Origin of the sequence: Archangium lipolyticum (assembly GCF_024623785.1) — a bacterium.
GTDB lineage: Bacteria > Myxococcota > Myxococcia > Myxococcales > Myxococcaceae > Archangium > Archangium lipolyticum.
Map to the genome: position 1 here is coordinate 28957 of NZ_JANKBZ010000029.1, position 20112 is coordinate 49068.

Sequence of the window (20112 nt, forward strand, 5' to 3'; positions counted from 1 at the left end):
AGCTTTCTCCCATCCGGGGTCACCAGCGTCCAGGTTAATCCCCTACCCTGACATCCTCCCCGTCCGAGGCTGGCTGGCCGCCTCCCGGGCCTTCTGTACCAGCCCCGGCAGATCCTCCGCCGCATCCCCCACGCTTCCCGGGGGCAGCCGGGCGAGCGGCTCCCGCTCCGGAGAGAAGAGCCTCGCCGGCGTCTGCCCCTGGCCCCGCAGCCGGATGAAGAGGCGCAGCGATTCCCGCAGCCGCTCCATGTCCGGGCCCGTCTCGGTCCTCCCACGCTGTGCCGCCGTCCACAGCCGCACCCACGCGGACTCCTCGTTCCACGGCCCCACCGGACGCGCATGGGACAGCGAGGCCAGCTCCGCCGCGACTTCCAGCAACCCCGCCCGGCCCTCTCCCAGCACCTCCGAGGCCGCCAGCCGCGCCTCCGCCGAGGACTCCCGGGCCGCCAGCCAGCCCAGCAGCTCCGGCCACTCCTCCTCGCGAGGCTCCACCGGTGCCAGGCGGGACTCCAGCAGGGCCTTCACCCGGGAGCGCGCCAGGTCGTGCCAGAAGGCCGCGTGCAGCAGCAGCTCCGGCCCGCTGCGCGGAGGGTGCACCGGCGCGAGCCTCGCCCGCTTCGCCAGGAAGGCTCTCACCCGGCCCGTGGCGTCGAAGCGGTCCAGCCGGCTCCAGAGCGTCTCCAGGGCCTTGTCGGCCAGGGGCAGCGCCCGGCGGAGCTCGTCCGCCTCCGCCGCGTCGAAGGGCAGCCCGCTCGTTGGGGCGGGACGCTTGAAGACGCGCTCGAAGACCTCGGCCGCCGTGCAGACGGCCCGCAGCTCCGGGAGGTTGCGCGGCAACATCTCCACCGCCTGGGCCCAGAGGCGCCGCCCCAGCAGCGGCCCCGCGTCCAGCACCTCCTCCTCCAGCTGCAGCAGGGCCTCCCCGAGGAGCTCCGGCTTCTTCTTCGCGATGAGCCGCCGGTCCACCGCCCACGCGACGGCCTCGCGCAGCCGCAGCACCTCGGTCAGCAACGCCATGGGCGCCGAGCCGCTCGGCCAGCCCTCCGCCTCCGCGCGCCGGGACACCGCCTCCAGCGTGGCATCCACCTCCGGCTGGGCCAGTGCCACCTCGCGCAGCAGTTCGAGGTTGGCCCGTACCCGGTCCTTCCAGAAGAAGGCCCGGAGCAGCTTCTCCAGGGCGCGGTAGCGCAAACGTGTGGCTTCGAGCAGATCCGCGCGGTCTTCGAGCCGCGCACGCAGGATGTCCGGATGTGTGGCCACTGTAGGCCCACTATAAGGATGCACGGGCGGGGTGGCAGGCCCCCAGTGGCTCAACTCTCACCAAGCCAACGCCCCGCCAAACCCCATGGGGAAACCAGGAGGCAGGATGTTCACTCCTGACGCCATGCTCTCGCGAACATTGAGGTTTCGTGTCGTGAGTAGGGTCGCCTACAGTCCTGATGCGTGATAGCAGCAGGCTCAGGAACACGCGGCCGATGCAACTCACCCACCTCCACATCCAAAATTTCAAGGGCATCGCCCAACTCGACATCCCCTTCCTGGAAGAGGGAACCGACCGGCCACGCCCGCTGACGATGCTGCTCGGCGACAACGGCTCGGGTAAGACGACCGTGCTCCAGGCGGTTGCACTGGCGATGTCTCTGGCGACGCGGCAGACGCTGGAGCCCTCCAGGTTCGGGTGGACTGGATTTCTGCCCGAACGGGTGTCGAGCCGCGGGCCTACACGAGTCGAGCTGGACGTGCGTTTCGAGCCCGATGAACTGGTTGCGACGCAAGAACTCTTCCAGCAATGGCTCCAGGCCGGCAGCCCTGGCGAACATGCACCTCTCCCGCCACCCGCCCACCATGCTCAGGTGAGGCTCGTCTATGCCGGTGGTGGGCTGTCCTCGCCCCAAGGACTAGGCGCGCTGAGCCAGTTCCTTGGCCGATTCTTCATTTCCGCACTGAGCCAGACCCAGGCGCACATCCGCTCGTCCTATCTACCCAGGTTGGGCAGTACCTACTGGTTCGACCAACACCGCAACTTGAGGACAATCGGCTACGGGAAATTGCGTGAGTACCTCGTCGGCTGGTGGGGCTTTCATACCTCCCCTCGCAAGACGGAGGCCTCCGATTACCTCCTGCGGCTCGAGACGCGGTTCGCGGAGATCTTCCCGGGAACGCGCTTCGTCGGCGTGGAGCCTCGTGAGGTGGGACAGGCGCCGAGCGCCGCGGACTCCTACTTCCTCATCGAGCGTGACGGTCGCGTCTACGACCTGACCGAGATGTCCTCGGGAGAGCAGGCCATCTTCCCTCTGCTCTTCGAGTTCGTGCGTTTGGGTATCGCGCGATCTGTCGTGCTGATCGACGAACTGGAACTGCACCTGCACCCCCCGCAGCAGCAGGTACTCATCTCCTCGCTTCAGCGCATCGGACCCGACTGCCAGTTCATCGTAACGAGCCACTCGCCTTATCTGGAAACGGTGACCCCGTCCGAGAACGAGGTCCGGCTTCCCGGAGGCCAGCCGTGCCTGTAGCGCTCCTTTTCGTCGAGGGTGACCTGGACGCGGAGGTGCTCACGGCGCTCCTGGTCACACCACCTCTCCGCGTGGCCGTCACGAAAGGCGGCCCCAAGGGCTCGCTCCCTCCCAAGGCGCGAGATGAGCGCAAGAAGAACGTGCGGGCCTGTTACCTGCGTGACCGGGACTTCGATTTCGACCCTCCGGCGAACCTGGGGCATCCCACCGTGGACCGCATCGCCGACAGTTCGGGCAATGTCCTCGGCTGGCGCTGGTGCCGCCACGAGTTGGAGAGTTATCTGCTCGAGCCACGCCTCGTCTCCCTGGCGACCGGATGGGACGAGGCATCCTATTCAGCCGAATTGATGAAGGCAGCGAAGCATCTCCAGTCGTATACCGCCGCACGCTGGGCAGTCGGTATCGCACGCCGCAGCATGCCTCCCACTGCGGAATTACCAACCCGGCCAGACACCCTCCAGAACGAAATCAAGCTTCCGTCGGACTGCGGTGAGGCGGCCTGCTTCAACTGGGCACGAGACCATATCGAGGCGTTTCGTCAAAAGGTCGAGCCAGCACTGGCCAGTATGACCATCGCCGCATCCCTTGCCGAGCGCTCACGACGATTGGCGGCCCAGACGAGCATCGAAGACGTGCTCGTCTGGCACTCGGGCAAGGACCTGCTGGCGGCTCTTGAGCCAGCAATCTCCAGGAGACCTGAAAACAATCCCGTGGTCTTCCGACGGCGACTGCGTGATTGGGTCCGGAACAATCCAGCGGCTGCTGTAGCGATCTTCCCCGAGTGGCGGGCGCTGCTCGACCAGTTGAGCGCATGAACTGATGCGCTTCACCTGGAACCGCATGTCCAGGCACAGGTGCGTGGTGGCCTTGCACACAGCAAGGCTCAAGGAGTCCAGGCATCAAACCGACAGATGTCGCCAAGCCTCAACTCGATGACCTCGAAGGGGGCCGCCCGGACGACATCGTCCTCTCGGTAGGCGCCCAATTCCACCCAGCGACCTCCAATAAGTTCGCTCACTGTGAGCATCCGGGCATCCGGGTCAACGAACCACAGGTGGCGAACCCCGATCCGTGCGTAAAACGGCCGTTTGATGCACTGGTCGTAGGAGCGAGTGCCCTGCGAGAGGACTTCACAGATCCAGTCAGGAGCCTCGGTAAACCGTTCCGAGGGCAACTTGGGAAACCTTTCCCGGCGCCAACCGGCAAGGTCCGGAACGAACTCCGGCGAGCCTCCCGCCTGAACACCCGGCGCGCGCAAGAGCCACCACTCAGCTCGTCCATGGGAGCCGCGCTCGAAAGCCTCGAACAGGGCATAGAACAGTCCGCCCGCGACATGCGAATGCCACGGCGAAAGCAAGGGATGCACATAGAGGGTCCCCTCGATGATCTCCGCCCTGACTGTCTCGGGTAGGGCTTCCAGATCGGCCATGGTGGCAGGACGATGTAGTGGTTGGGCACCGTAACTCATGAAGTCAATCTGGCCCCCCCTACGAATCAAGTCAAGTGGACAACCAGGCACTCCCAAACGGGCACGCGCGCCCGCCGGGTGTAAGGATGCGCCCGATGCCCCCGCGCAAGCTCCCGCGACACCTCGTCTGGCTCGAGTCCTTCGCCGCCGCCGTCGAGTCCGGCAGTCTCGAAGGCGCCGCCGAGCACCTCGGCGTGGCCCGCTCCGTCATCAGCGAGCACCTCCGCGCGCTCGAGGACGCCCTCGCCGATGGTCAGCCCCTCCTCGAGCGCGGCCCCGGCCGCCGCCTCCACCTCACCGCCCGCGGCGAGAAGCTCTACGAGGGCACCCAGACGCCCCTCCACCAGCTCGACCTCAAGCGCCTGCGCGACCTCGCCAGCGCCGAGCCCAGCCTGCGCCTCGGCCTCAACACCACGCTCTCCAACTTCCTCCTCGCCGGCATCGCCGAGGACGCCTCGCGCGCCAACATCAAGCCCGAGGTCCGCTTCGGCGGCCCCTTCGAGCTGGTGCGCCTCGTGCAGACGCACCAGCTCGACCTCGCCCTGGACTTCACCCCCCTGCCTCCCCACCGGGGCCTCGAGGCCGAGTCCCTCCTGCGCCTGCCCTTCGTGGTGCTCGCCGGTCCCCAGAGCGACCTGGCCCTCCACCCGGCAGCGCGCCGCTCCCTCCACGTGCGAGACCTGGAGGGCCAGGCGTTCGTGGACTGGCTCCGGGATGATCCCTACGGCGGCGCCAACAGCGCCCGCTTCGCCGCCCACGGCGTCACCGTGCGCGAGGTCGCCCGTGGAGAGAGCTTCCTCCACCTCTTCGACCTGCTGCGCGCCTTCCGCGCCTGCGCCATCGCCCCCGACCTGCGGCCCCTGCGCTCCTTCCCCGAGGACCTCTCCGTCTGGCCCCTGCGCGAGGAGGCTCCCCAGTTCATCGAAGTGGTCGCCCTCCGCCCCTCGGGCGGTCCCCGCTCCGAGGCAGCCCGGCTCGTCCTCGACGGCTTGCGTCAAAGACTGACACCGGGCCGTCGTCGGAAAACCGAATAAGACGTCGTTTTTTAACGGATTTCCGTCACCGCTCTCCGTCACTACAATTTGATGGAACGGAGAAGCTGACATGACGCCCACGGAACGGACCCTTGCTCGTCTGCCCGCCCACCTGCGCCGCTACGTGGTGGGCCAGGATTACGAGGCCTACACGCCGAGGGACCAGGCGGTGTGGCGCCACATCCTCTGCCAGCTGCGCAGCCACCTGCGCGACAAGGCGCACCCCGTCTACCTGGAGGGCCTGGAGGCCACCGGCATCGGCGTGGAGCGCATCCCCAGCCTGGATGAAATGAACGAGAAGCTGGCGAAGCTGGGCTGGGCGGCGGTGGGCGTGCGCGGCTTCATCCCACCCGCGGTGTTCACCGAGCTGCAGGCCCTGGGCGTGCTGGCCATCGCGGCGGACATCCGCACCCACGAGCACATCCAGTACACCCCGGCCCCGGACATCGTGCACGAGAGCGCCGGCCACGCGCCCATCATCGCCAACGCGCGCTATGCCGAGTACCTCAAGCGCTGCGGGCTGGTGGGCTTCAAGGCCATCGCCACCGTGGAGGACGAGGCCGTGTTCCAGGCCATCCGCAACCTCAGCGTGGTGAAGGAGGACCCCACCGCCACGCAGGAGGAGATCGAACACGCCCAGGCGCGCCTGGAGGCCGCCAACCAGAGCCGCCGCTACGTCAGCGAGAGCACCCGCGCCTCGCGCCTCTATTGGTGGACGGCCGAGTACGGGCTCGTCGGGAGCCTGGAGCGCCCGCGCATCTACGGCGCCGGCCTGCTGTCCAGCATCGGCGAGGCGAAGCACTGCCTCACCGACGCGGTGAAGAAGGTGCCGCTGAGCATCCAGTGCGCGGACACCGAGTACGACATCACCCGGATGCAGCCGCAGCTCTTCGTGGCGCGGGACTTCGAGCACCTCTTCGAGGTGCTGGCCGACTTCGAGGCCACGCTGGCCTGGAAGCGCGGTGGCGACTACGGCCTGAAGGAGGCCATCAACGCGCGCACGGTGAACCACCTGGTGCTGTCCGATGGCCGGGAGATCACCGCCCGTGTGGTGGAGGCGCTCCCGGGTGCCCGTCCCGTGGCCGAGGGCCTCTCCTCCGCCCTGGTGCGCCTGGAAGGCCCGGTGATGGTGTCTCGCGCGGGCAAGGCCGAGGGCAAGCCGTGGCCGGGGCTCGCGCTGGTGGCGTTCGGCGCCGGGCAGCTGCCGGACAAGGGGAACTTCAAGCTGGAGCTGGCGAGCGGCCTGAAGCTCCAGGGCTTCGCCGTGGGCGGGGGCGAGGTGCTCAACCTCCGGGGCGAGCTGGACGGACGCGTGGTGGAGATGCCCAGCGTGGCGCAGCTCTTCCTCAGCCAGGGACTGCCCTCGGTGGCCGGTGGCCCGGCGGATCCGGGCGCGTGGGACCGCTGGTTCGGCGAGCTCAACGCCTTCGCCGAGGGAGAGGGCGAGGCCAAGGCCCGCGCCAAGAAGGCCATGGCCCTGCACCCGTCGCTCGCGGCGCTCTACCGCGAGGTGCGCACCATGCGCGAGTCGAAGTCCGTGAAGCCCGAGCGCCTGGAGCAGATCGCCCGCGCCGCCACCGACTTCCAGGATGACTGGCTCCTCAAGGTGGAGCTTGAGGAGCTGAAGAAGGCTCGCGCCTAGCGACAGAAACAGCCTCCCTGGGAGGCAGCAAGGGCCTGATTCCCTCCGGGGAGTCAGGCCCTTTTACATTCCCGTCCCCCACCGCGTGCGACGACTCGCGTCGCTGTGTCATCCATGCGTCACATTTGCGATTCGACGCACACCGCGACATGATGGGGATTCGATCATGTCCGCACACTTTCACGTCGCCATCGCCGGAAGCGGCTTCAGTGGCCTGGGTCTGGCCATCCGGCTCAAGCAGGAGGGAATCGAGGACTTCGTGGTCTTCGAGCGCGCATGGGAGGTCGGCGGCGTCTGGCGCGACAACTCCTACCCGGGCTGCGCGTGCGACGTGCAGTCCCACCTCTACTCGTTCTCGTTCGCCCCGAATCCGAACTGGTCCCGCTCCTACTCGCCCCAGGCGGAGATCCACGCCTACCTGCGCGACTGCGCCGACAGATTCGGAATCCGGCCGCACCTCCGCCTGGGTCACACGGTCCTCGACGCCCGCTGGGATGATGCGGCCCAGTGCTGGCGCATCGAGACCTCGCAGGGTCGCTTCACCGCGGACGTCTTCGTCTCCGCCGCGGGCGCCCTGAGCGATCCGGCCATCCCCAAGCTGCCGGGCCTCGAGAAGTTCCAGGGCAAGGTGATGCACTCGGCGCGGTGGGACCACCAGTACGCCCTCGCCGGACGCAAGGTGGCCGTCATCGGCACCGGCGCCTCCGCCATCCAGTTCGTTCCCCGCATCCAACCGGAGGTGGGCAAGCTGGTCCTCGTCCAGCGCACGCCGCCGTGGGTCCTCCCCCGGGGAGACCGCGCCATCAGTGCTTGGATGCAGTGGGTGTACCGGACGGTCCCGGGAGCGCAGCGCCTCACCCGCTGGCTCATCTACATGTTCCGCGAGTTGATGGCCTTCGGGTTCATCCACCCGTGGCTCCTGAAGCTCGCCCAGCGGCTCGCCGTGCGGCACCTGGAGCAGTCCGTTCCCGATCCGAAGCTCAGGGCCAGGCTCCTCCCCGACTACACGATGGGCTGCAAGCGCGTCCTCATCTCGGATGACTACCTCACGTCGCTCACGCACGAGAACGTCCAGCTCGTCACCGAGCAGCTCCGCGAGGTGCGTGAACACTCCATCGTCCTCGCGGATGGCACCGAGCACGAGGTCGAGGCGATCATCTTCGGCACCGGGTTCCAAGTGCAGGAGCTGCCTATTGCCCACCACATCCGGGGACGTGATGGGCGCACGCTGAAGGAGACGTGGGGGAGGACCATGACGGCGCACCTCGGCACCACGGTGAGCGGCTTCCCCAACTTCTTCATGCTCCAGGGACCCAACACCGGACTCGGCCACAGCTCGGTCCTCCTGATGCTCGAAGGGCAGCTCGAGCACGTGCTCGGTGCGCTGCGCTACCTCGAGGGCCGGGGCCTGGCCGCCGTGGAGCCGACACCCGAGGCCCAGGCCGGATTCGTCCGGGAGGTCGATGCCAGGATGAGCGGAACGGTCTGGAACCAGGGCGGATGCGCGAGCTGGTACCTCGACGCCACGGGGCGCAACTCCGCCTTGTGGCCGGGGCTCATCTCCTCGTTCAGGCGCCGCGTGGAGCGCTTCGAGCCCTCCGAGTACGTGGCCATCATCCGCCACGCCCAACCGGCCGTCATGTTCCACGAACGCCCCAGGAGGCTGGCCCATGGCTGAAAACACACTCACGCTCAAGGAGCGGGTCGAGCACCGCGTCGCGCGCACCCTCCTGCGCCTGCCACACCCCCTCCAGGTCTACCTCTCCGGGACGCCGCCGGTGGAACGCAACGGCCTCACCCTCCATCCGGAGCTGCAACTGCTGCTCACGTTGCGCAAGCGCATGGGCGCGGTGGATGTGTCGACCCTGCCACCAGCGGAGGCCCGCCGCCGCATGCGCCGCGAAGCGCTGGTGCACGCGGGCGAGCCGATCGAGGTCGGGGCGGTACGGGAGCTCGTGCTGGAGGCGGCGCACGGCCCCATCAAGGCCCGTCATTACGCGCCGGTGGAGGGCACGGCGCGACGACCGATGCTCGTGTTCCTCCACGGCGGCGGCTTCGTCCTGGGAGACCTGGACACCCACGACTCCGCCTGCCGGCTGCTGTGCCGTCACGCCAGCCTGCATGTCCTCTCCATCGAGTACAGGCTCGCGCCCGAGCATCCCTTTCCCGCGGCGCTGGAGGATGTGACCGCCGCGTTCGCATGGGCGTGCGCGCACGCCGGGGAGTTGGGAGCGGATCCAGCCCGGGTCGCGGTGGGCGGAGACAGCGCGGGCGGAAACCTGGCCGCCGTCGTCTCCCAGCTCGCCGTCCGGGATGGCACTCCCCGTCCCGTGCTGCAGTTCCTGCTCTACCCGGCGGTGGATCGCACCGTGGACCGGGAATCGCTGGAGCACTTCGCCGAGGGCTTCTTCCTCACGCGGGCGGATGTCGCGTGGTACCAGACGCATTACATGGGAGCCTTCCGGAGCGAGGGCCCGGACCCGAGGCTCTCTCCCCTCGTGTGCCGGGACCTGTCCGGCCAGCCACCGGCGCTGGTGGTCACCGCCGGGTTCGATCCGCTGCGAGACGAGGGAGAGGCCTATGCCCACGCGCTCCAACGAGCCGGCACGCCGGTCCAGCTGCGCCGCTTCGACAGCCTCATCCACGGGTTCGCCAACATGACCGGGGTGAGCCAAGCCTGCCGCGACGCGGTGGTCGAAATCGCAGCCCTGCTGCGCGGCCATTTCGACGGGGCCGCCAGTGACACACCACACAACGGAGTCAGCCCATGAAGTCGTTGAAGGGAAAGGTCGCGGCCATCACGGGTGCGGGTTCGGGGATCGGCCGCGAGACGGCGGTGCTGCTCGCCCAGCACGGCTGCCACGTGGCGCTCTCCGACGTGAATGAACAGGGCCTCGCGGAGACGGCGGAGCGGTGCCGGAGCCACGGCGTCCAGGTGCGTACGGTGCGCTTGGATGTCGCGCAACGGCAGGCGGTACACACCTGGGCCGATGACGTGGCACGCGACATGGGCGCCGTCCACATCATCATCAACAACGCTGGCGTCGGCCTGGGCGCCACCCTCGAAGACACCCGGTACGAGGACTTCGAGTGGCTCATGAACATCAACTTCTGGGGCGTGGTGCACGGCACCAAGGCCTTCCTGCCGCACCTCAAGGCGGCGGGCGAGGGCCACATCGTCAACATCTCGAGCGTCTTCGGACTCATTGGCTTCCCGACACAGTCGGCCTACAACGCCGCGAAGTTCGCGGTGAAGGGCTTCACGGAAGCGCTGCGCCAGGAGCTGGAGGTCGAGGACCTCCCCATCGGTGTCACGTGCGTCCACCCCGGTGGAATCCAGACCAACATCGCCCGGAGCGCCCGGATGATCCACCGTCAGGGCTGGGTGGACGAGCGCTCGGCCGCGGACTTCGAGAAGCTCTTCGCCACCACGCCAGCGCGTGCCGCCTCCCACATCGTCGCCGCCATCCTCAAGAACCGGCGGCGCCAGCTCATTGGCCTCGATGCCGTCCTCATCGACCTGATGCAGCGGGTGATGCCCACCCTCTACCAGCGCATCCTGGTGGCGGGCGCTCGGCGGAGGCGGCAGAAGATGATGATGCCAGGCCCCACGGCATGAAACGCTCGCGCGCCAAACAGCGGAGTGCCCCCGAGACCCCGCTCACCCGGCGGCTCGAAGCGCCCGCGAAGGCCACGCCCCAGGCGCTGTTCTCCCTCGCGCTGGAGTGGTGGAACAAGGGCGAGCGCTTCGACATCGGGCGCATGGCCCAGGAGCTGGGTGTCAGCCGCGCCACGGTGTTCCGGTGGGTGGGCACCCGTGAGCTGCTCTATGGAGAGGTCATCTCCTCGCAGTTCGAGTTCGCGCTCAACACCGCCCGGAGCGAGGCCCGTGGCGAAGGGCCCGAGTTCATCGCCGACATCACGCAGCGGATGATCCACCTCATCGTGGAGAACGAGCCGCTCCGGCTGTTCGTGCAGCAGGACGCCGAGTACGCGATGCGCATCCTGATGTCGAAGAGCAGCACGGTGGAGCAGCGCAACACCGCGTGCCTCCGTGCGGCGTTGGAGGACGGCGTGAAGCAGGGCCACATCCGTCCGGCGATGGACCTGGATGCGCTGGCCTACGTCATCATCCGCATCGGCGAGTCGTTCCTGTACCGCGATGCCATTACCGGAGATCCGCCGGACATCGAGTCGGCGATCACCGCGATCCGAATCCTGCTCACAGCGGAGAAGCGCGACGAAAGGTGGACGATTCCATGATGACGACCGAGGCGCCCAGGAGAGAAGCACCGGAAGTGCGTGATTTCCGTTTCGACCTCTCGGACGTGCCGAAGTACTGGCACGGCGGCCGGCGGTCGGTGACGCTCTTCTTCGACAACCTGTCCGTGTTCTTCCCGGCGGGCGAACGCTTCTTCATGGCCAGTGTGAAGGCGTTCCGGAACCAGGTCACGGATGAGCCGCTGAAGCGTGAAGTGGACGCCTTCTGCGCCCAGGAGGGCCATCACAGCCGGGAGCACGTCCGGTACAACCAGATGCTCATCAGGAATGGCTACCCGGTGGTGGCCATGGAGAAGCGGGTGGAGCGGATCCTCCGGCGGGTCACGAAGCACGCGCCTCGGCGGCGGCAGCTCGCGGTCACCTGCGCGCTGGAACACTTCACGGCGCTGCTGGCCACCCTCGTCCTGAGGGACCCTCGGATGCTGGAGAACGCCGATCCGCGGATGGCCGAGCTCTGGCGCTGGCACGCCGCCGAGGAGAACGAGCACAAGGCCGTGGCGTTCGACGTCTACCGCGCCATCGGCTCCCCCTGGCTGGAACGCTGTCTCGTCATGCTCCTGACGACGGTGATCTTCTCCGCCAAGATTTTCGAGCATCAGGTCCGGCTGATGCACGCGGAGAAGCTCCTCTTCTCCGTGCGCGAGTGGTTCGGCCTCGTGCGCTTCCTGTGCATCCAGCCCGGCGGGATGCTCGGGCTCATCGGCCCCTACTTGAGCTACTACCGGCCCGGCTTCCATCCGTGGGAGCACGACACGAGCGAGTTGCTCCAACGCTGGAAGGCCGGGCTCCAACCCCTGCCGGCCCGCTCAAAGTGACGACGGAGAGAAGTCGGCCTTCGAGAACGGCTTCACGTCCGTGAAGTCGAAGCGCTCCAGCGGCCCGCGTGCGTCGTCGATCTCCAGCACCACCGGCAGGGCGAGCACCGGATCCATGCAGATGCGCGCCCGCGTCGCGTACAGGTGCTGTGCTCCGGCGGGCGCGGTGAAGGTGATGCAGTAGCGCCCCGCCGCGTCGAAGCCCTCGTCCTTCCGAGCGTATCCGCCCACCGCCTCGCCCTTCGCGAAGCAGTCCTCCAGGGTGCCGATGATCGACGTGAAGGAGAAATCCGTGATGGGGTGGTTCGTGTCGCCCCGGGCGAGCCCTCCGTTCATGTCGATCCACACCGCGCCGGCAATGCCCAGCACTCCCGCCTCGCGGACCCGAAGCTCGTTCTTCTTCACCACGGAGTCGTAGATGACCTTCCGTCCCTTGGCGGGTCCGGATAGCACCTCCAGCCGCAGGGCCCGAGGCGACTGCCGGACCGCGAGTTGGATGGTTTGCGGCTCGTGCAGCTTGCCGGAGACCCGCTCGCGCTTCACCACGCGCGTCTCATAGGTGCCCAACTGAGCGGCGGAGGCCTTCCCCGCCTCCAGGAGCGTCCTGGGCGGTGTCGCCGCGAACAGCTCCGTCAGCGCCTCGCGCGAGAGGGCATTCATGTGGGCGCGCCGTTGCTCCAGCGGGAGCCGTGCGAGAGCGGGAAGATCCGAGGGTGAGGGAGAGAGGGGAGCGGTCATCAGAAGACCCGGCATCAAGAGGGTGAGAAGGACTGGGTTCATGACGTGTGCACTGTGTGTGTCCCCTCTCCCTCTGGGAGAGGGCTAGGGTGAGGGTATTGCCCTTGGACCGTGTGGCTCGTGACTACACGGAGGCGACGACCCTCACCCCCCGCCCTCTCCCAGAGGGAGAGGGTGCATGCGGAACACGATTAGAGTTGATAGCGAAGACCGAAGCCCAGGATGCTCGACTGGACCTGATAACTGCCCGCGTTCACGGGCGCCGTCGGGAAGTCCTCGCCCGCCATCGGGTTGATGCGCGGCACCGCGGCCTCCGTGGTCGTCACCTCGCGCTGCCCACCGAACGCCCGCGAGTACACCGCATCCAACCGCAGGCGCTCCCCCAATCGCAGGCCCAGACCCACCGAGCCCGTCACCTTGTCCGAGTCCACCGTCAGCGGAGCCAGGTAGGCCGCGGGGATCGCGCTCTGCTCGTAGCTGACACCCGCCCGGACATCGAGCGCGAACACCTTGCCGGCCGAGAGCGTGTACTCGCCCCCCAGCCGGAACGACTGGCTGTCCTTGAACCGGCGTGGAATCGACATGGCCGGCACGTTGAACGGGCTCGGGATGCCCGCCACGTCGTGGATGCGCACGTCCTCCGGCAGGATGTCGATGGACTCGTGCGTGGACCACAGCTCGCGCGCATAGCCCAGCTCCACCCTCAAAGCCTCGACAGGCCGCACCTCTACCCCCGCCCGGAGGATCGCCGGCAGCGTGAGCTTCAGCCGCGCCCCCTCGCCCTCCTGCCGAGCCCCCGCGAACACCGCCGCGCTCGGCAACCGCACCCGCACCGTGGCCGGTGCGTCCAGCGTGTACCCGAGCTGTCCACTCAGCCCCACGCGCAGCCACTTCGCCGGGCGCACGAGGATGCCGGCGTTCGCGCTCGGCGCCAGCAGGCCCGTGGCCCTCAGCTCCGCCAGCGCGTCGTAGGACGGATCCTCCGGCGCCGAGAGCAGCCGCTCCGGAGGGCTCGTGTTGAACACGGTCTGGGTCACGAAGCTGCCCGTGAGCACGTTCACGCCCGCGCCCACCTGGAGGAAGTCGAAGGGCCGGTATGCCGCCGACACTCCGGGGATGACCAGCAGCGAGCCATCCAGCGTGACCAGCGAATACCGGGAGGGGGACGGAGTGCCATCCTCCAGCGCCAGGGGGTAGCTCATCACCGCCATCTGCGGCGCCAGCACGCCCGCGGCCACCACGAGCTGCTTGCGCTCACCGTAGGCCCAGGAACCCGCCACCGTGGGGATGGGCAGGAACTCGGACGAGCCCCGCACCGAGGGCAGCTCGCTCACCTGCGAGGCTCCCGCGCCGTTCGTCACCTCCACCCGCCGCGTGAAGTCCGTGGAGAAGCGCACCCAGGAGCCATCGAACAGTACGCTCGGACCCGCGTCCACCAGACCCGCCGGGTTGTACCAGATGGCTCCCAGGTCATCCGCGCCCGCGACGAAGGCCCCTCCGCGCCCGAGTGGGCGCACGCCGCGATCTCCTACGTACAGACCGCTGGCGCTCGCGAGCGGCGCGGCCAGGAGCGCGCCCAGGAGGACCACGGGAATCGACAGAGAGGTCATGGACCCGAGCACCTTCACGGCGCACCTCCAGCCTTGTTCGCCACCGCGTAGAACCGCTCCAGCCCGTGCTCCGGATCCACCAGGAACGACACCACCTCCCGGGCGATGCGCTGGTAGTCCTCCGCCGAGCGCGCCTCCCTCCGTCCGGGTACCACCCGCTGGACCTCCGACACCGCTTCCGTGAGCACCTCCAACGGCGTCCGTGGCACCGCCTCACCCGGTATCGCCGTGGGTGTCACCAGTCGGGCGAGCACCCCGGACATCAACTCATGCGGGTCCATCTCCCTCGCGCACACCTGGGTCTTTCCGTCCTCCGCGTACACCTTGCCCGCCACCCGGCGTCCCAGCACCAGCGTCGCATCCACCAGCTCCCCGGGCTTCAACGCCTCCGCCGCCAGGTGCGCCAGTGGCACGCGATGCTTCCCCTCCGAGGCCAGCAACTGCACCGCGTCCACCGCCGTCCCCAGCACCGCCGGCCAGGACCCCGCCGCGTCTGGATTCAACAGGTAGCCCGTCAACCCCTCCACCTGGGTCCACAGCGCCGCGTCCCGCCGCGCCGCATCCAGGAAGTCCCATGTCGTCGCGAACACCGGACCGCCCAGCACGTCCTCTGCCTGCTGGGTCACCTCGTCCCGCATCCAGGTGCACCGCTTGTAGGGAGGCGTCCACGTCTCCGGGCAGCGCGCGTACAGCTCCGAGCGCAGCAGGTCGATCGCCGGTGGCAGCAGCCGCGACGTCAGCGGGTTCACGAGCTCCGATGTCTCGCGCTCGCCCCGCACCGCGAGGAACTGGTCCGCCAGCCGCGACGCCGCGTCCTTGAAGGCCTCGCGCCGGTCCGGCTCACCGGGATGCTCGGCCGCGTACCGGTCGAACGCATCGTCCATCGCGGAGAGCGCATCGAGAGCCAGCGACAACGGCGTCACCTGCGCCCGCGTCACTCCGTCCTGCCGTACGTGCGTGGAGCCGCCACGCCGGTCCGTCAGGCCCACCTCCTGGGCCCGGGCCGGGTCGATGGCCGTCCGCACCAGCTCCCCCAGCACCTTCACGCCATCCCGCATCTCGGTGCGCGTGCAGTGCTTCGTCCTCGCATCCACCGCCGTGCAGTGCGGCACCTGGAGGGCCTGGAGCTTGGGCACCACCGACTGGAGGCTTCCGAGCGCGTCCCCGCGCAGCAGCTCCGCCAGCAGGGGCTCGAGCTGCTTCGCACCCGCTCGCGAGCACTGGGAGCGCGGATCATCCGGGTTGCTCGTCAGCTTGCAGTCCTTCGCCGGAGCCTGGTCACTCATCCAGTGCCGGTGCATCACCTCCATCATCTGGATGAACAGGTCCTCCCGGTCACGGCTCGTGAAGGCGAGCAGCAGGGGGCGGATGGCCTTGAAGAAGCCCTCCTTCTCCAGCATCAGCAACGTGTCCGGGTTGCGGACGGGGAACCACTCATCCGCCGCGCAGGCACGCAGGCCGCGAATCCTTCCATCCGGTGCGGCATCCGCCGCGTCCGGGTCCGGATCGTCGATCACCCGCTCCGGACACACCGAGCTGCCGATGTTCGCTCCCTGCAAATCCTTCAGGAAGCGGTTGGTGATGTAGTTCTTCCCGCTGGAGGTCGGGCTGTCGTTCACCTGGTCGAACACGATCATCCGGCCGAGCCACTCGGTCTTCGGCCGGAGCGTCCTGCTGTTGGCCGCGTCCCAGAAGCCGGTGATGCCACTGGACTGCTCCATCACGCTCACGGTCGTGGCACCGATGCCGAGGACTCCATCCCGGATGATGGAAGGCCGCATGTACAGCTGTGCCTTGCCCACCATGGACTGCAGGTAGAACACCGCCATGTTGTCGACCTTGAAGACCTCGCACTCCTTGTAGGTTCCACCGAACAACGGCAGGTCGAGGTTGCCCGCGAGCGGCACCCCGCGCGCGTGCACCACCGCGCCGGCCTTGTTGCAGAACGTCACCCCGTTGGCGTCGTGCACGATGCGGAGGAAGCGCTGCAACAGGCTCTGGTTCAACCCCGCGTCCGCTTGCGCCCGGTCCACCAGGGTCCTCGGATTGCCATTGTCGCCCACGGTCTCGTTCCTCGGCGGGCCGTTGAGCGCGTTGCGGTCGTAGTCGATGCCATCGCGGTGCTCCATGAAGCTCGCGAACGCCGGGCCCAGCCCCTGGGAGTCGGGCTGCGCCAGCGCCTTCACGATGTCCTCCAGCAACCCCGGCTCGCGGGAGATCTCCACCAGCACGTCCACCAGGTCGTCCCGCAGCGTGTTGCCCTCCTTCAGCTCCGCCTCCGGGTGCGCGTCCACCGAGCGCAGCAGGGCTCGCAGCAGTCCCACCAGCCGCGCCACGTCGCCGGGGTGGTTCGTCACCAGCGCGCGCGTCATCACCAGCGTGTCGTCCGCGGACGGGTGCCCCAGCACCTGCGCGCCCGCGTGCACCAGGTCCAACACCGGCGACTCGTCCGCGTGGAAGGCGTCATACGTCACCGTCACGGGCGGGTACTCGCGCGTGCTCGACTTCGCACCGTCGCGTGGGCCCAGCACCACCGGCAGACCGTCCAGCAGCTGCATCACCGTGCTGCGCGGGTGCGTAGCGTCCGAGGTCATCATCGGCCGCACCTCGGAGAGCATCTGCCCCAGCAGCGTGCGCCGGGCATTGACGTAGGCATACAGCGGTGAGCCACCCGGACCGGAGAGCGCGCGGCCCTCGGCGTCCCGCGCCGCCGTGTCCTGCTCGCCCGGCACGGGGAAAGGCGAGGGCACCGGCGCTGTGGAGCCCGAAACGAACCGGCCGAGCCCGTCCACGTCCGGCAGCCCGTCAGCATCCGCGTCCACGAAGGGCAACCCCACCGAGGTCACCACCGCCACCCCACGCCGGTCACGCCGCGGAGCGAGCACTGGCGACCCGGAGGGCGCGGATCCCGCCTCGGTGAGCATCAGGGTGGACAACAACTCGGTCGCCGTGCGCGGGCGCGACAGCACGTCCCGCCCCGTCACCTTGTCGTGCGTCACCGAGAGCGGCGCGCGCGCCTCCTCGGGCTCCACGGTCCGCAGCGCGTGGTGCGCCACCTCCAGCATCGACGTGAACGCGGTGCGCGCGGGGCCGGGCGAGGCGCTGGGAGCCACCACGCGCGTGCTGGCATCCAGCAGGTTCCGCATCCCCGGGTATGCGAGCAGCGGCCGCAGCGCCCCGAGCGTCCGCTCCGAGGGCTGATAACCCTGGCGCGCCGCGAGCTCGGCCAACACCTGGGTGGCCTCGGGCGAATTGGCGAAGGACTCGAGCCACGAGCCCAGCGCCCGCGTCGTGTCCGGCAGCGTGCCGTCACCGTACATCGCCGTCATGCGCCCCAGGAGCGCCGCCAGCTCCGCGTGCAGCCGCGCCCGCTCCGGATTCGCCGGGCCGCATGTCAGCGCCGCGTCCGGATTGGACACGTCGCGTACCGGCACCTCCACGTCCGGGAAGAGCGCATCCAGCGCGGCCACCACGCGCGGGCGCTGACGGGCCAGCTCCGCGAGCCGGACCAGCGCCTCCGCCCGCTTCGTCTCCTGCTCGGCCAGGCTCACGGGCTGACCGGCCGCGTTCACCGAGCCATCCACCAGCGGCGGCAGCCGCGCCGTGTCCACGCTCGCCGCGTACTGGCCGTCCGGCCCGGGATGGCAGACGCCGTGGACGGCCGCGCCCGAGAGATCCTCTGGCAGCAGCAGCGCCCCCATGCGGTCGCACAGGACGCCGAAGAAGTCCTCGCCCAGTGTGACGGGCGGCGGGGGAACACGGGTGGTGTCGAATTCACTCGGGCCGCACGCGCCGCACGCCAGCATCAGGACGCACACGCATACGGACCACGGCACTCCGGGAGAGAACGGACGCATGGAAGCTCTCGAAGCGGAAGGAGGATCCGCCAGGGGTACGAAGGACCGCGGGGGGTTGGCATCAAGTGTCCAGTGACACTTGACACACCGTCAAGTTCACGAAAACGCGCCAACATCCATGGCGCGCGGACCCCACCGGCGCACTGTTGCCCGGTCAACGCTTCACCCGGGATGAGCAGGTGTTAGCGTGCGAGCACCGGCGGTGGTGCCGGTCTCCTATGGAGGTACCGTGATGGCGGCGCGTGGCGAGCGGCGTCGGTCCCAGGCGGCGGCCGGGCGGCCAGGGCGGACGGCGGTGGATCGCTCCGCCTTTCCGTACCGCATGAAGGACCTGTGCGAGCGCGCGGGCCTGTCGCGGCAGGTGGTGCACTTCTACATCCAGCAGGGCCTGCTGCCGGAGGGACAGAAGACGGGCCGCAACATGGCCTTCTACGGAGAGCAGCACCTGAAGCGGCTGCACCTCATCCGCCAGCTCCAGGAGGAGCGCTTCCTGCCGCTCAAGGCCATCCGCGCCATGCTGGGCGAGCGCGATGACGCCTTCACCCCCAAGCAGCGCGAGCTCATCACCGAGGTGCGCCAGCGGCTGGGGCCCTCGATTGGCGTCGTCGGCCAGCCGGACACGGTGAGCGCGGCGGCACTCCTGAAGGAGGCGGGCGTGAGCCGGGCGGAGTTGGAGCGCATGGTGGAACTGGGCTTGCTGGTCACACGCGAAAAGGGGGGACGCACGGTGCTGGCGCGCGACGACGCCTTCCTCGTGGAGCAGTGGGGCCAGCTCAAGAAAGCGGGCTTCACCGAGGCCCTGGGCTTCCGGGTGGACGACCTGCTCCTCTACACGAAGGCCATGTACTCGCTGTTCGTGCGCGAGGCCCAGATGCTCAGTGACCGGCTCACCGGACTGCCGCCGGGACAGGCGGCGGAGATGGTGGAACGCGCCCTGCCCCTCATCAACACGCTCCTCGTCCGCTACCACACCGCCCAGGTCCGCAACTTCCTGGCGGCGAACTGATACGGTCTCACCCGCCCCCATGCACATCCACCACGACGTCATCTCGGCCATTGGAAACACGCCCCTCATCAAGCTCAAGCGCGCCTCCGAGCTGACCGGCTGCACCATCCTCGGCAAGGCCGAGTTCCTCAACCCGGGCCAGTCCGTGAAGGACCGCGCCGCCCTCTTCATCATCCGCGATGCCGTCTCGCGCGGCCTGCTCCGCCCCGGCGGCACCATCGTCGAGGGCACCGCCGGCAACACCGGCATCGGCCTGGCGCTCGTGGGCAACGCCCTCGGCTACCGCACCGTCATCGTCATCCCCGACACCAACAGCCAGGAGAAGAAGGACACGCTGCGCCTCATGGGCGCCGAGCTCATCGAGGTCCCCGCCGTCCCCTACAAGGACCCCAACAACTACGTGAAGGTGTCCGGCCGCCTCGCCGAGGCCCTCAACGCCCGCGAGCCCCATGGCGCCATCTGGGCCAACCAGTTCGACAACGTCGCCAACCGCCGGGCCCACATCGAGACCACGGGCCCCGAAATCTGGAGGCAGACCGAGGGCCGCGTGGATGGCTTCATCTGCGCCGTGGGCTCCGGCGGCACGCTCGCGGGCGTCGGCATGGCCCTCAAGGAGCTCAACCCGAAGATCGTCATCGGGCTCGCCGACCCCATGGGGGCCGCGCTCTACCACTGGTACACCCGTGGCGAGCTCAAGGCCGAGGGCTCCTCCATCACCGAGGGCATCGGCCAGGGCCGCATCACCGCCAACCTCGAGGGCGCTCCCATCGACGAGTTCTTCCAGATTTCCGACGAAGAGGCCCTCCCCATCCTCTTCGACCTCATCGAGCACGAGGGCCTCTTCCTCGGGGGCTCCAGCGCCGTCAACGTCGCCGGTGCCATCCGCCTCGCCCGGAAGATGGGACCTGGGCACACCGTCGTCACCGTGCTGTGCGACTCCGGCAACCGCTACGCGAGCAAGCTCTTCAACGCCCCCTTCCTCCGCTCCAAGGGACTGCCCGTCCCCCGCTGGTTGGAGCGTGACCCGGAGGCCCCGTCGGCGAGCACGCTCCTGCGCGACGTGCTCCTCGCCAAGGCCTCCTGAGCCGTACCACCGATCCTTCGTCTCGAGGGCCCAGGCGGCCACCTGTCCAACATCCCGCAGC

Annotated in this window: 16 protein-coding genes; 11 read left to right on the forward strand and 5 right to left on the reverse strand. The window is 68.7% G+C overall.

What is annotated here, in order from left to right:
* Positions 1-42: 42 nt before the first annotated feature.
* Positions 43-1260 carry a hypothetical protein gene (locus NR810_RS39955; protein WP_257460326.1) on the reverse strand — a complete coding sequence of 406 codons (1218 nt, stop codon included), beginning with the start codon at positions 1258-1260 and terminating at the stop codon, positions 43-45.
* Positions 1261-1475: 215 nt separating this feature from the next.
* On the opposite strand from NR810_RS39955, the gene NR810_RS39960 reads away from it, so the two are divergent.
* Both NR810_RS39960 and NR810_RS39965 read left to right on the forward strand, forming a co-directional pair.
* Positions 1476-2516 carry an AAA family ATPase gene (locus NR810_RS39960; protein WP_257460328.1) on the forward strand — a complete coding sequence of 347 codons (1041 nt, stop codon included), beginning with the start codon at positions 1476-1478 and terminating at the stop codon, positions 2514-2516.
* Complete coding sequence (locus NR810_RS39965; protein WP_257460329.1) at positions 2507-3331, forward strand: hypothetical protein; 825 nt, start codon at positions 2507-2509, stop codon at positions 3329-3331. Before NR810_RS39960 ends, NR810_RS39965 begins: the two co-directional genes overlap by 10 nt.
* Before the next feature lie 68 nt (positions 3332-3399).
* On the opposite strand, the gene NR810_RS39970 is transcribed toward NR810_RS39965, so the two are convergent.
* Positions 3400-3984 carry a Uma2 family endonuclease gene (locus NR810_RS39970; protein WP_257460331.1) on the reverse strand — a complete coding sequence of 195 codons (585 nt, stop codon included), beginning with the start codon at positions 3982-3984 and terminating at the stop codon, positions 3400-3402.
* A gap of 95 nt (positions 3985-4079) precedes the next feature.
* On the opposite strand from NR810_RS39970, the gene NR810_RS39975 reads away from it, so the two are divergent.
* The 7 genes from NR810_RS39975 to NR810_RS40005 all read left to right on the forward strand — a co-directional run bounded on the left by NR810_RS39975 (position 4080) and on the right by NR810_RS40005 (position 11756).
* Positions 4080-5018, forward strand: a complete 939-nt coding sequence (locus NR810_RS39975) for a LysR family transcriptional regulator (RefSeq protein ID WP_257460333.1) — start codon at positions 4080-4082, stop codon at positions 5016-5018.
* Positions 5019-5088: 70 nt separating this feature from the next.
* Positions 5089-6660, forward strand: coding sequence for an aromatic amino acid hydroxylase (locus NR810_RS39980; protein ID WP_257460334.1), 1572 nt, complete (start codon positions 5089-5091; stop codon positions 6658-6660).
* 166 nt (positions 6661-6826) lie between these two features.
* Entirely contained in the window at positions 6827-8338 is a 1512-nt protein-coding gene (locus NR810_RS39985; RefSeq protein WP_257460337.1) for a flavin-containing monooxygenase, read from the forward strand.
* On the forward strand, positions 8331-9431 hold the full coding sequence (locus NR810_RS39990; RefSeq protein ID WP_257460338.1) for an alpha/beta hydrolase: 1101 nt from the start codon (positions 8331-8333) through the stop codon (positions 9429-9431). The genes NR810_RS39985 and NR810_RS39990 overlap by 8 nt, the downstream gene beginning before the upstream one ends.
* Positions 9428-10279, forward strand: a complete 852-nt coding sequence (locus NR810_RS39995; RefSeq protein WP_257460339.1) for an SDR family NAD(P)-dependent oxidoreductase — start codon at positions 9428-9430, stop codon at positions 10277-10279. Before NR810_RS39990 ends, NR810_RS39995 begins: the two co-directional genes overlap by 4 nt.
* Positions 10276-10923, forward strand: a complete 648-nt coding sequence (locus NR810_RS40000; RefSeq protein WP_257460341.1) for a QsdR family transcriptional regulator — start codon at positions 10276-10278, stop codon at positions 10921-10923. The genes NR810_RS39995 and NR810_RS40000 overlap by 4 nt, the downstream gene beginning before the upstream one ends.
* Complete coding sequence (locus NR810_RS40005) at positions 10920-11756, forward strand: metal-dependent hydrolase (RefSeq protein ID WP_257460342.1); 837 nt, start codon at positions 10920-10922, stop codon at positions 11754-11756. The genes NR810_RS40000 and NR810_RS40005 overlap by 4 nt, the downstream gene beginning before the upstream one ends.
* On the opposite strand, the gene NR810_RS40010 is transcribed toward NR810_RS40005, so the two are convergent.
* The 3 genes from NR810_RS40010 to NR810_RS40020 form a co-directional block, all read right to left on the reverse strand.
* The gene (locus NR810_RS40010) at positions 11748-12416 is read right to left on the reverse strand and encodes a DUF1571 domain-containing protein (RefSeq protein ID WP_257460343.1); all 669 of its coding nucleotides are present in this window, start codon (positions 12414-12416) and stop codon (positions 11748-11750) included. The genes NR810_RS40005 and NR810_RS40010 overlap by 9 nt on opposite strands.
* A gap of 269 nt (positions 12417-12685) precedes the next feature.
* Positions 12686-14104 carry an OmpP1/FadL family transporter gene (locus NR810_RS40015; protein ID WP_257460344.1) on the reverse strand — a complete coding sequence of 473 codons (1419 nt, stop codon included), beginning with the start codon at positions 14102-14104 and terminating at the stop codon, positions 12686-12688.
* A gap of 14 nt (positions 14105-14118) precedes the next feature.
* Positions 14119-17961, reverse strand: a complete 3843-nt coding sequence (locus NR810_RS40020) for a hypothetical protein (RefSeq protein WP_257460345.1) — start codon at positions 17959-17961, stop codon at positions 14119-14121.
* 187 nt (positions 17962-18148) lie between these two features.
* Here NR810_RS40020 and NR810_RS40025 point away from each other — a divergent pair, with 187 nt between their 5' ends.
* Both NR810_RS40025 and NR810_RS40030 read left to right on the forward strand, forming a co-directional pair.
* The gene (locus NR810_RS40025) at positions 18149-18967 is read left to right on the forward strand and encodes a MerR family transcriptional regulator (protein ID WP_257460347.1); all 819 of its coding nucleotides are present in this window, start codon (positions 18149-18151) and stop codon (positions 18965-18967) included.
* A 19-nt stretch (positions 18968-18986) separates the two neighbouring features.
* Positions 18987-20051 (forward strand): cysteine synthase A, encoded by a 1065-nt coding sequence (locus NR810_RS40030; protein WP_257460349.1) that lies wholly within the window; start codon positions 18987-18989, stop codon positions 20049-20051.
* The last annotated feature ends 61 nt before the right edge of the window (positions 20052-20112 follow it).

Bases quoted from the DNA above. Each gene is read 5' to 3' on its own strand.
- NR810_RS39980 (WP_257460334.1), top strand. From the start codon at position 5,089: ATGACGCCCACGGAACGGACCCTTGCTCGTCTGCCCGCCCACCTGCGC.
- NR810_RS39960 (WP_257460328.1), top strand. From the start codon at position 1,476: ATGCAACTCACCCACCTCCACATCCAAAATTTCAAGGGCATCGCCCAA.
- NR810_RS40015 (WP_257460344.1), bottom strand. From the start codon at position 14,104: ATGACCTCTCTGTCGATTCCCGTGGTCCTCCTGGGCGCGCTCCTGGCC.
- NR810_RS40005 (WP_257460342.1), top strand. From the start codon at position 10,920: ATGATGACGACCGAGGCGCCCAGGAGAGAAGCACCGGAAGTGCGTGAT.
- NR810_RS39975 (WP_257460333.1), top strand. From the start codon at position 4,080: ATGCCCCCGCGCAAGCTCCCGCGACACCTCGTCTGGCTCGAGTCCTTC.
- NR810_RS40020 (WP_257460345.1), bottom strand. From the start codon at position 17,961: ATGCGTCCGTTCTCTCCCGGAGTGCCGTGGTCCGTATGCGTGTGCGTC.
- NR810_RS39995 (WP_257460339.1), top strand. From the start codon at position 9,428: ATGAAGTCGTTGAAGGGAAAGGTCGCGGCCATCACGGGTGCGGGTTCG.
- NR810_RS39990 (WP_257460338.1), top strand. From the start codon at position 8,331: ATGGCTGAAAACACACTCACGCTCAAGGAGCGGGTCGAGCACCGCGTC.
- NR810_RS39985 (WP_257460337.1), top strand. From the start codon at position 6,827: ATGTCCGCACACTTTCACGTCGCCATCGCCGGAAGCGGCTTCAGTGGC.
- NR810_RS40000 (WP_257460341.1), top strand. From the start codon at position 10,276: ATGAAACGCTCGCGCGCCAAACAGCGGAGTGCCCCCGAGACCCCGCTC.
- NR810_RS39970 (WP_257460331.1), bottom strand. From the start codon at position 3,984: ATGAGTTACGGTGCCCAACCACTACATCGTCCTGCCACCATGGCCGAT.
- NR810_RS40030 (WP_257460349.1), top strand. From the start codon at position 18,987: ATGCACATCCACCACGACGTCATCTCGGCCATTGGAAACACGCCCCTC.
- NR810_RS40010 (WP_257460343.1), bottom strand. From the start codon at position 12,416: ATGAATGCCCTCTCGCGCGAGGCGCTGACGGAGCTGTTCGCGGCGACA.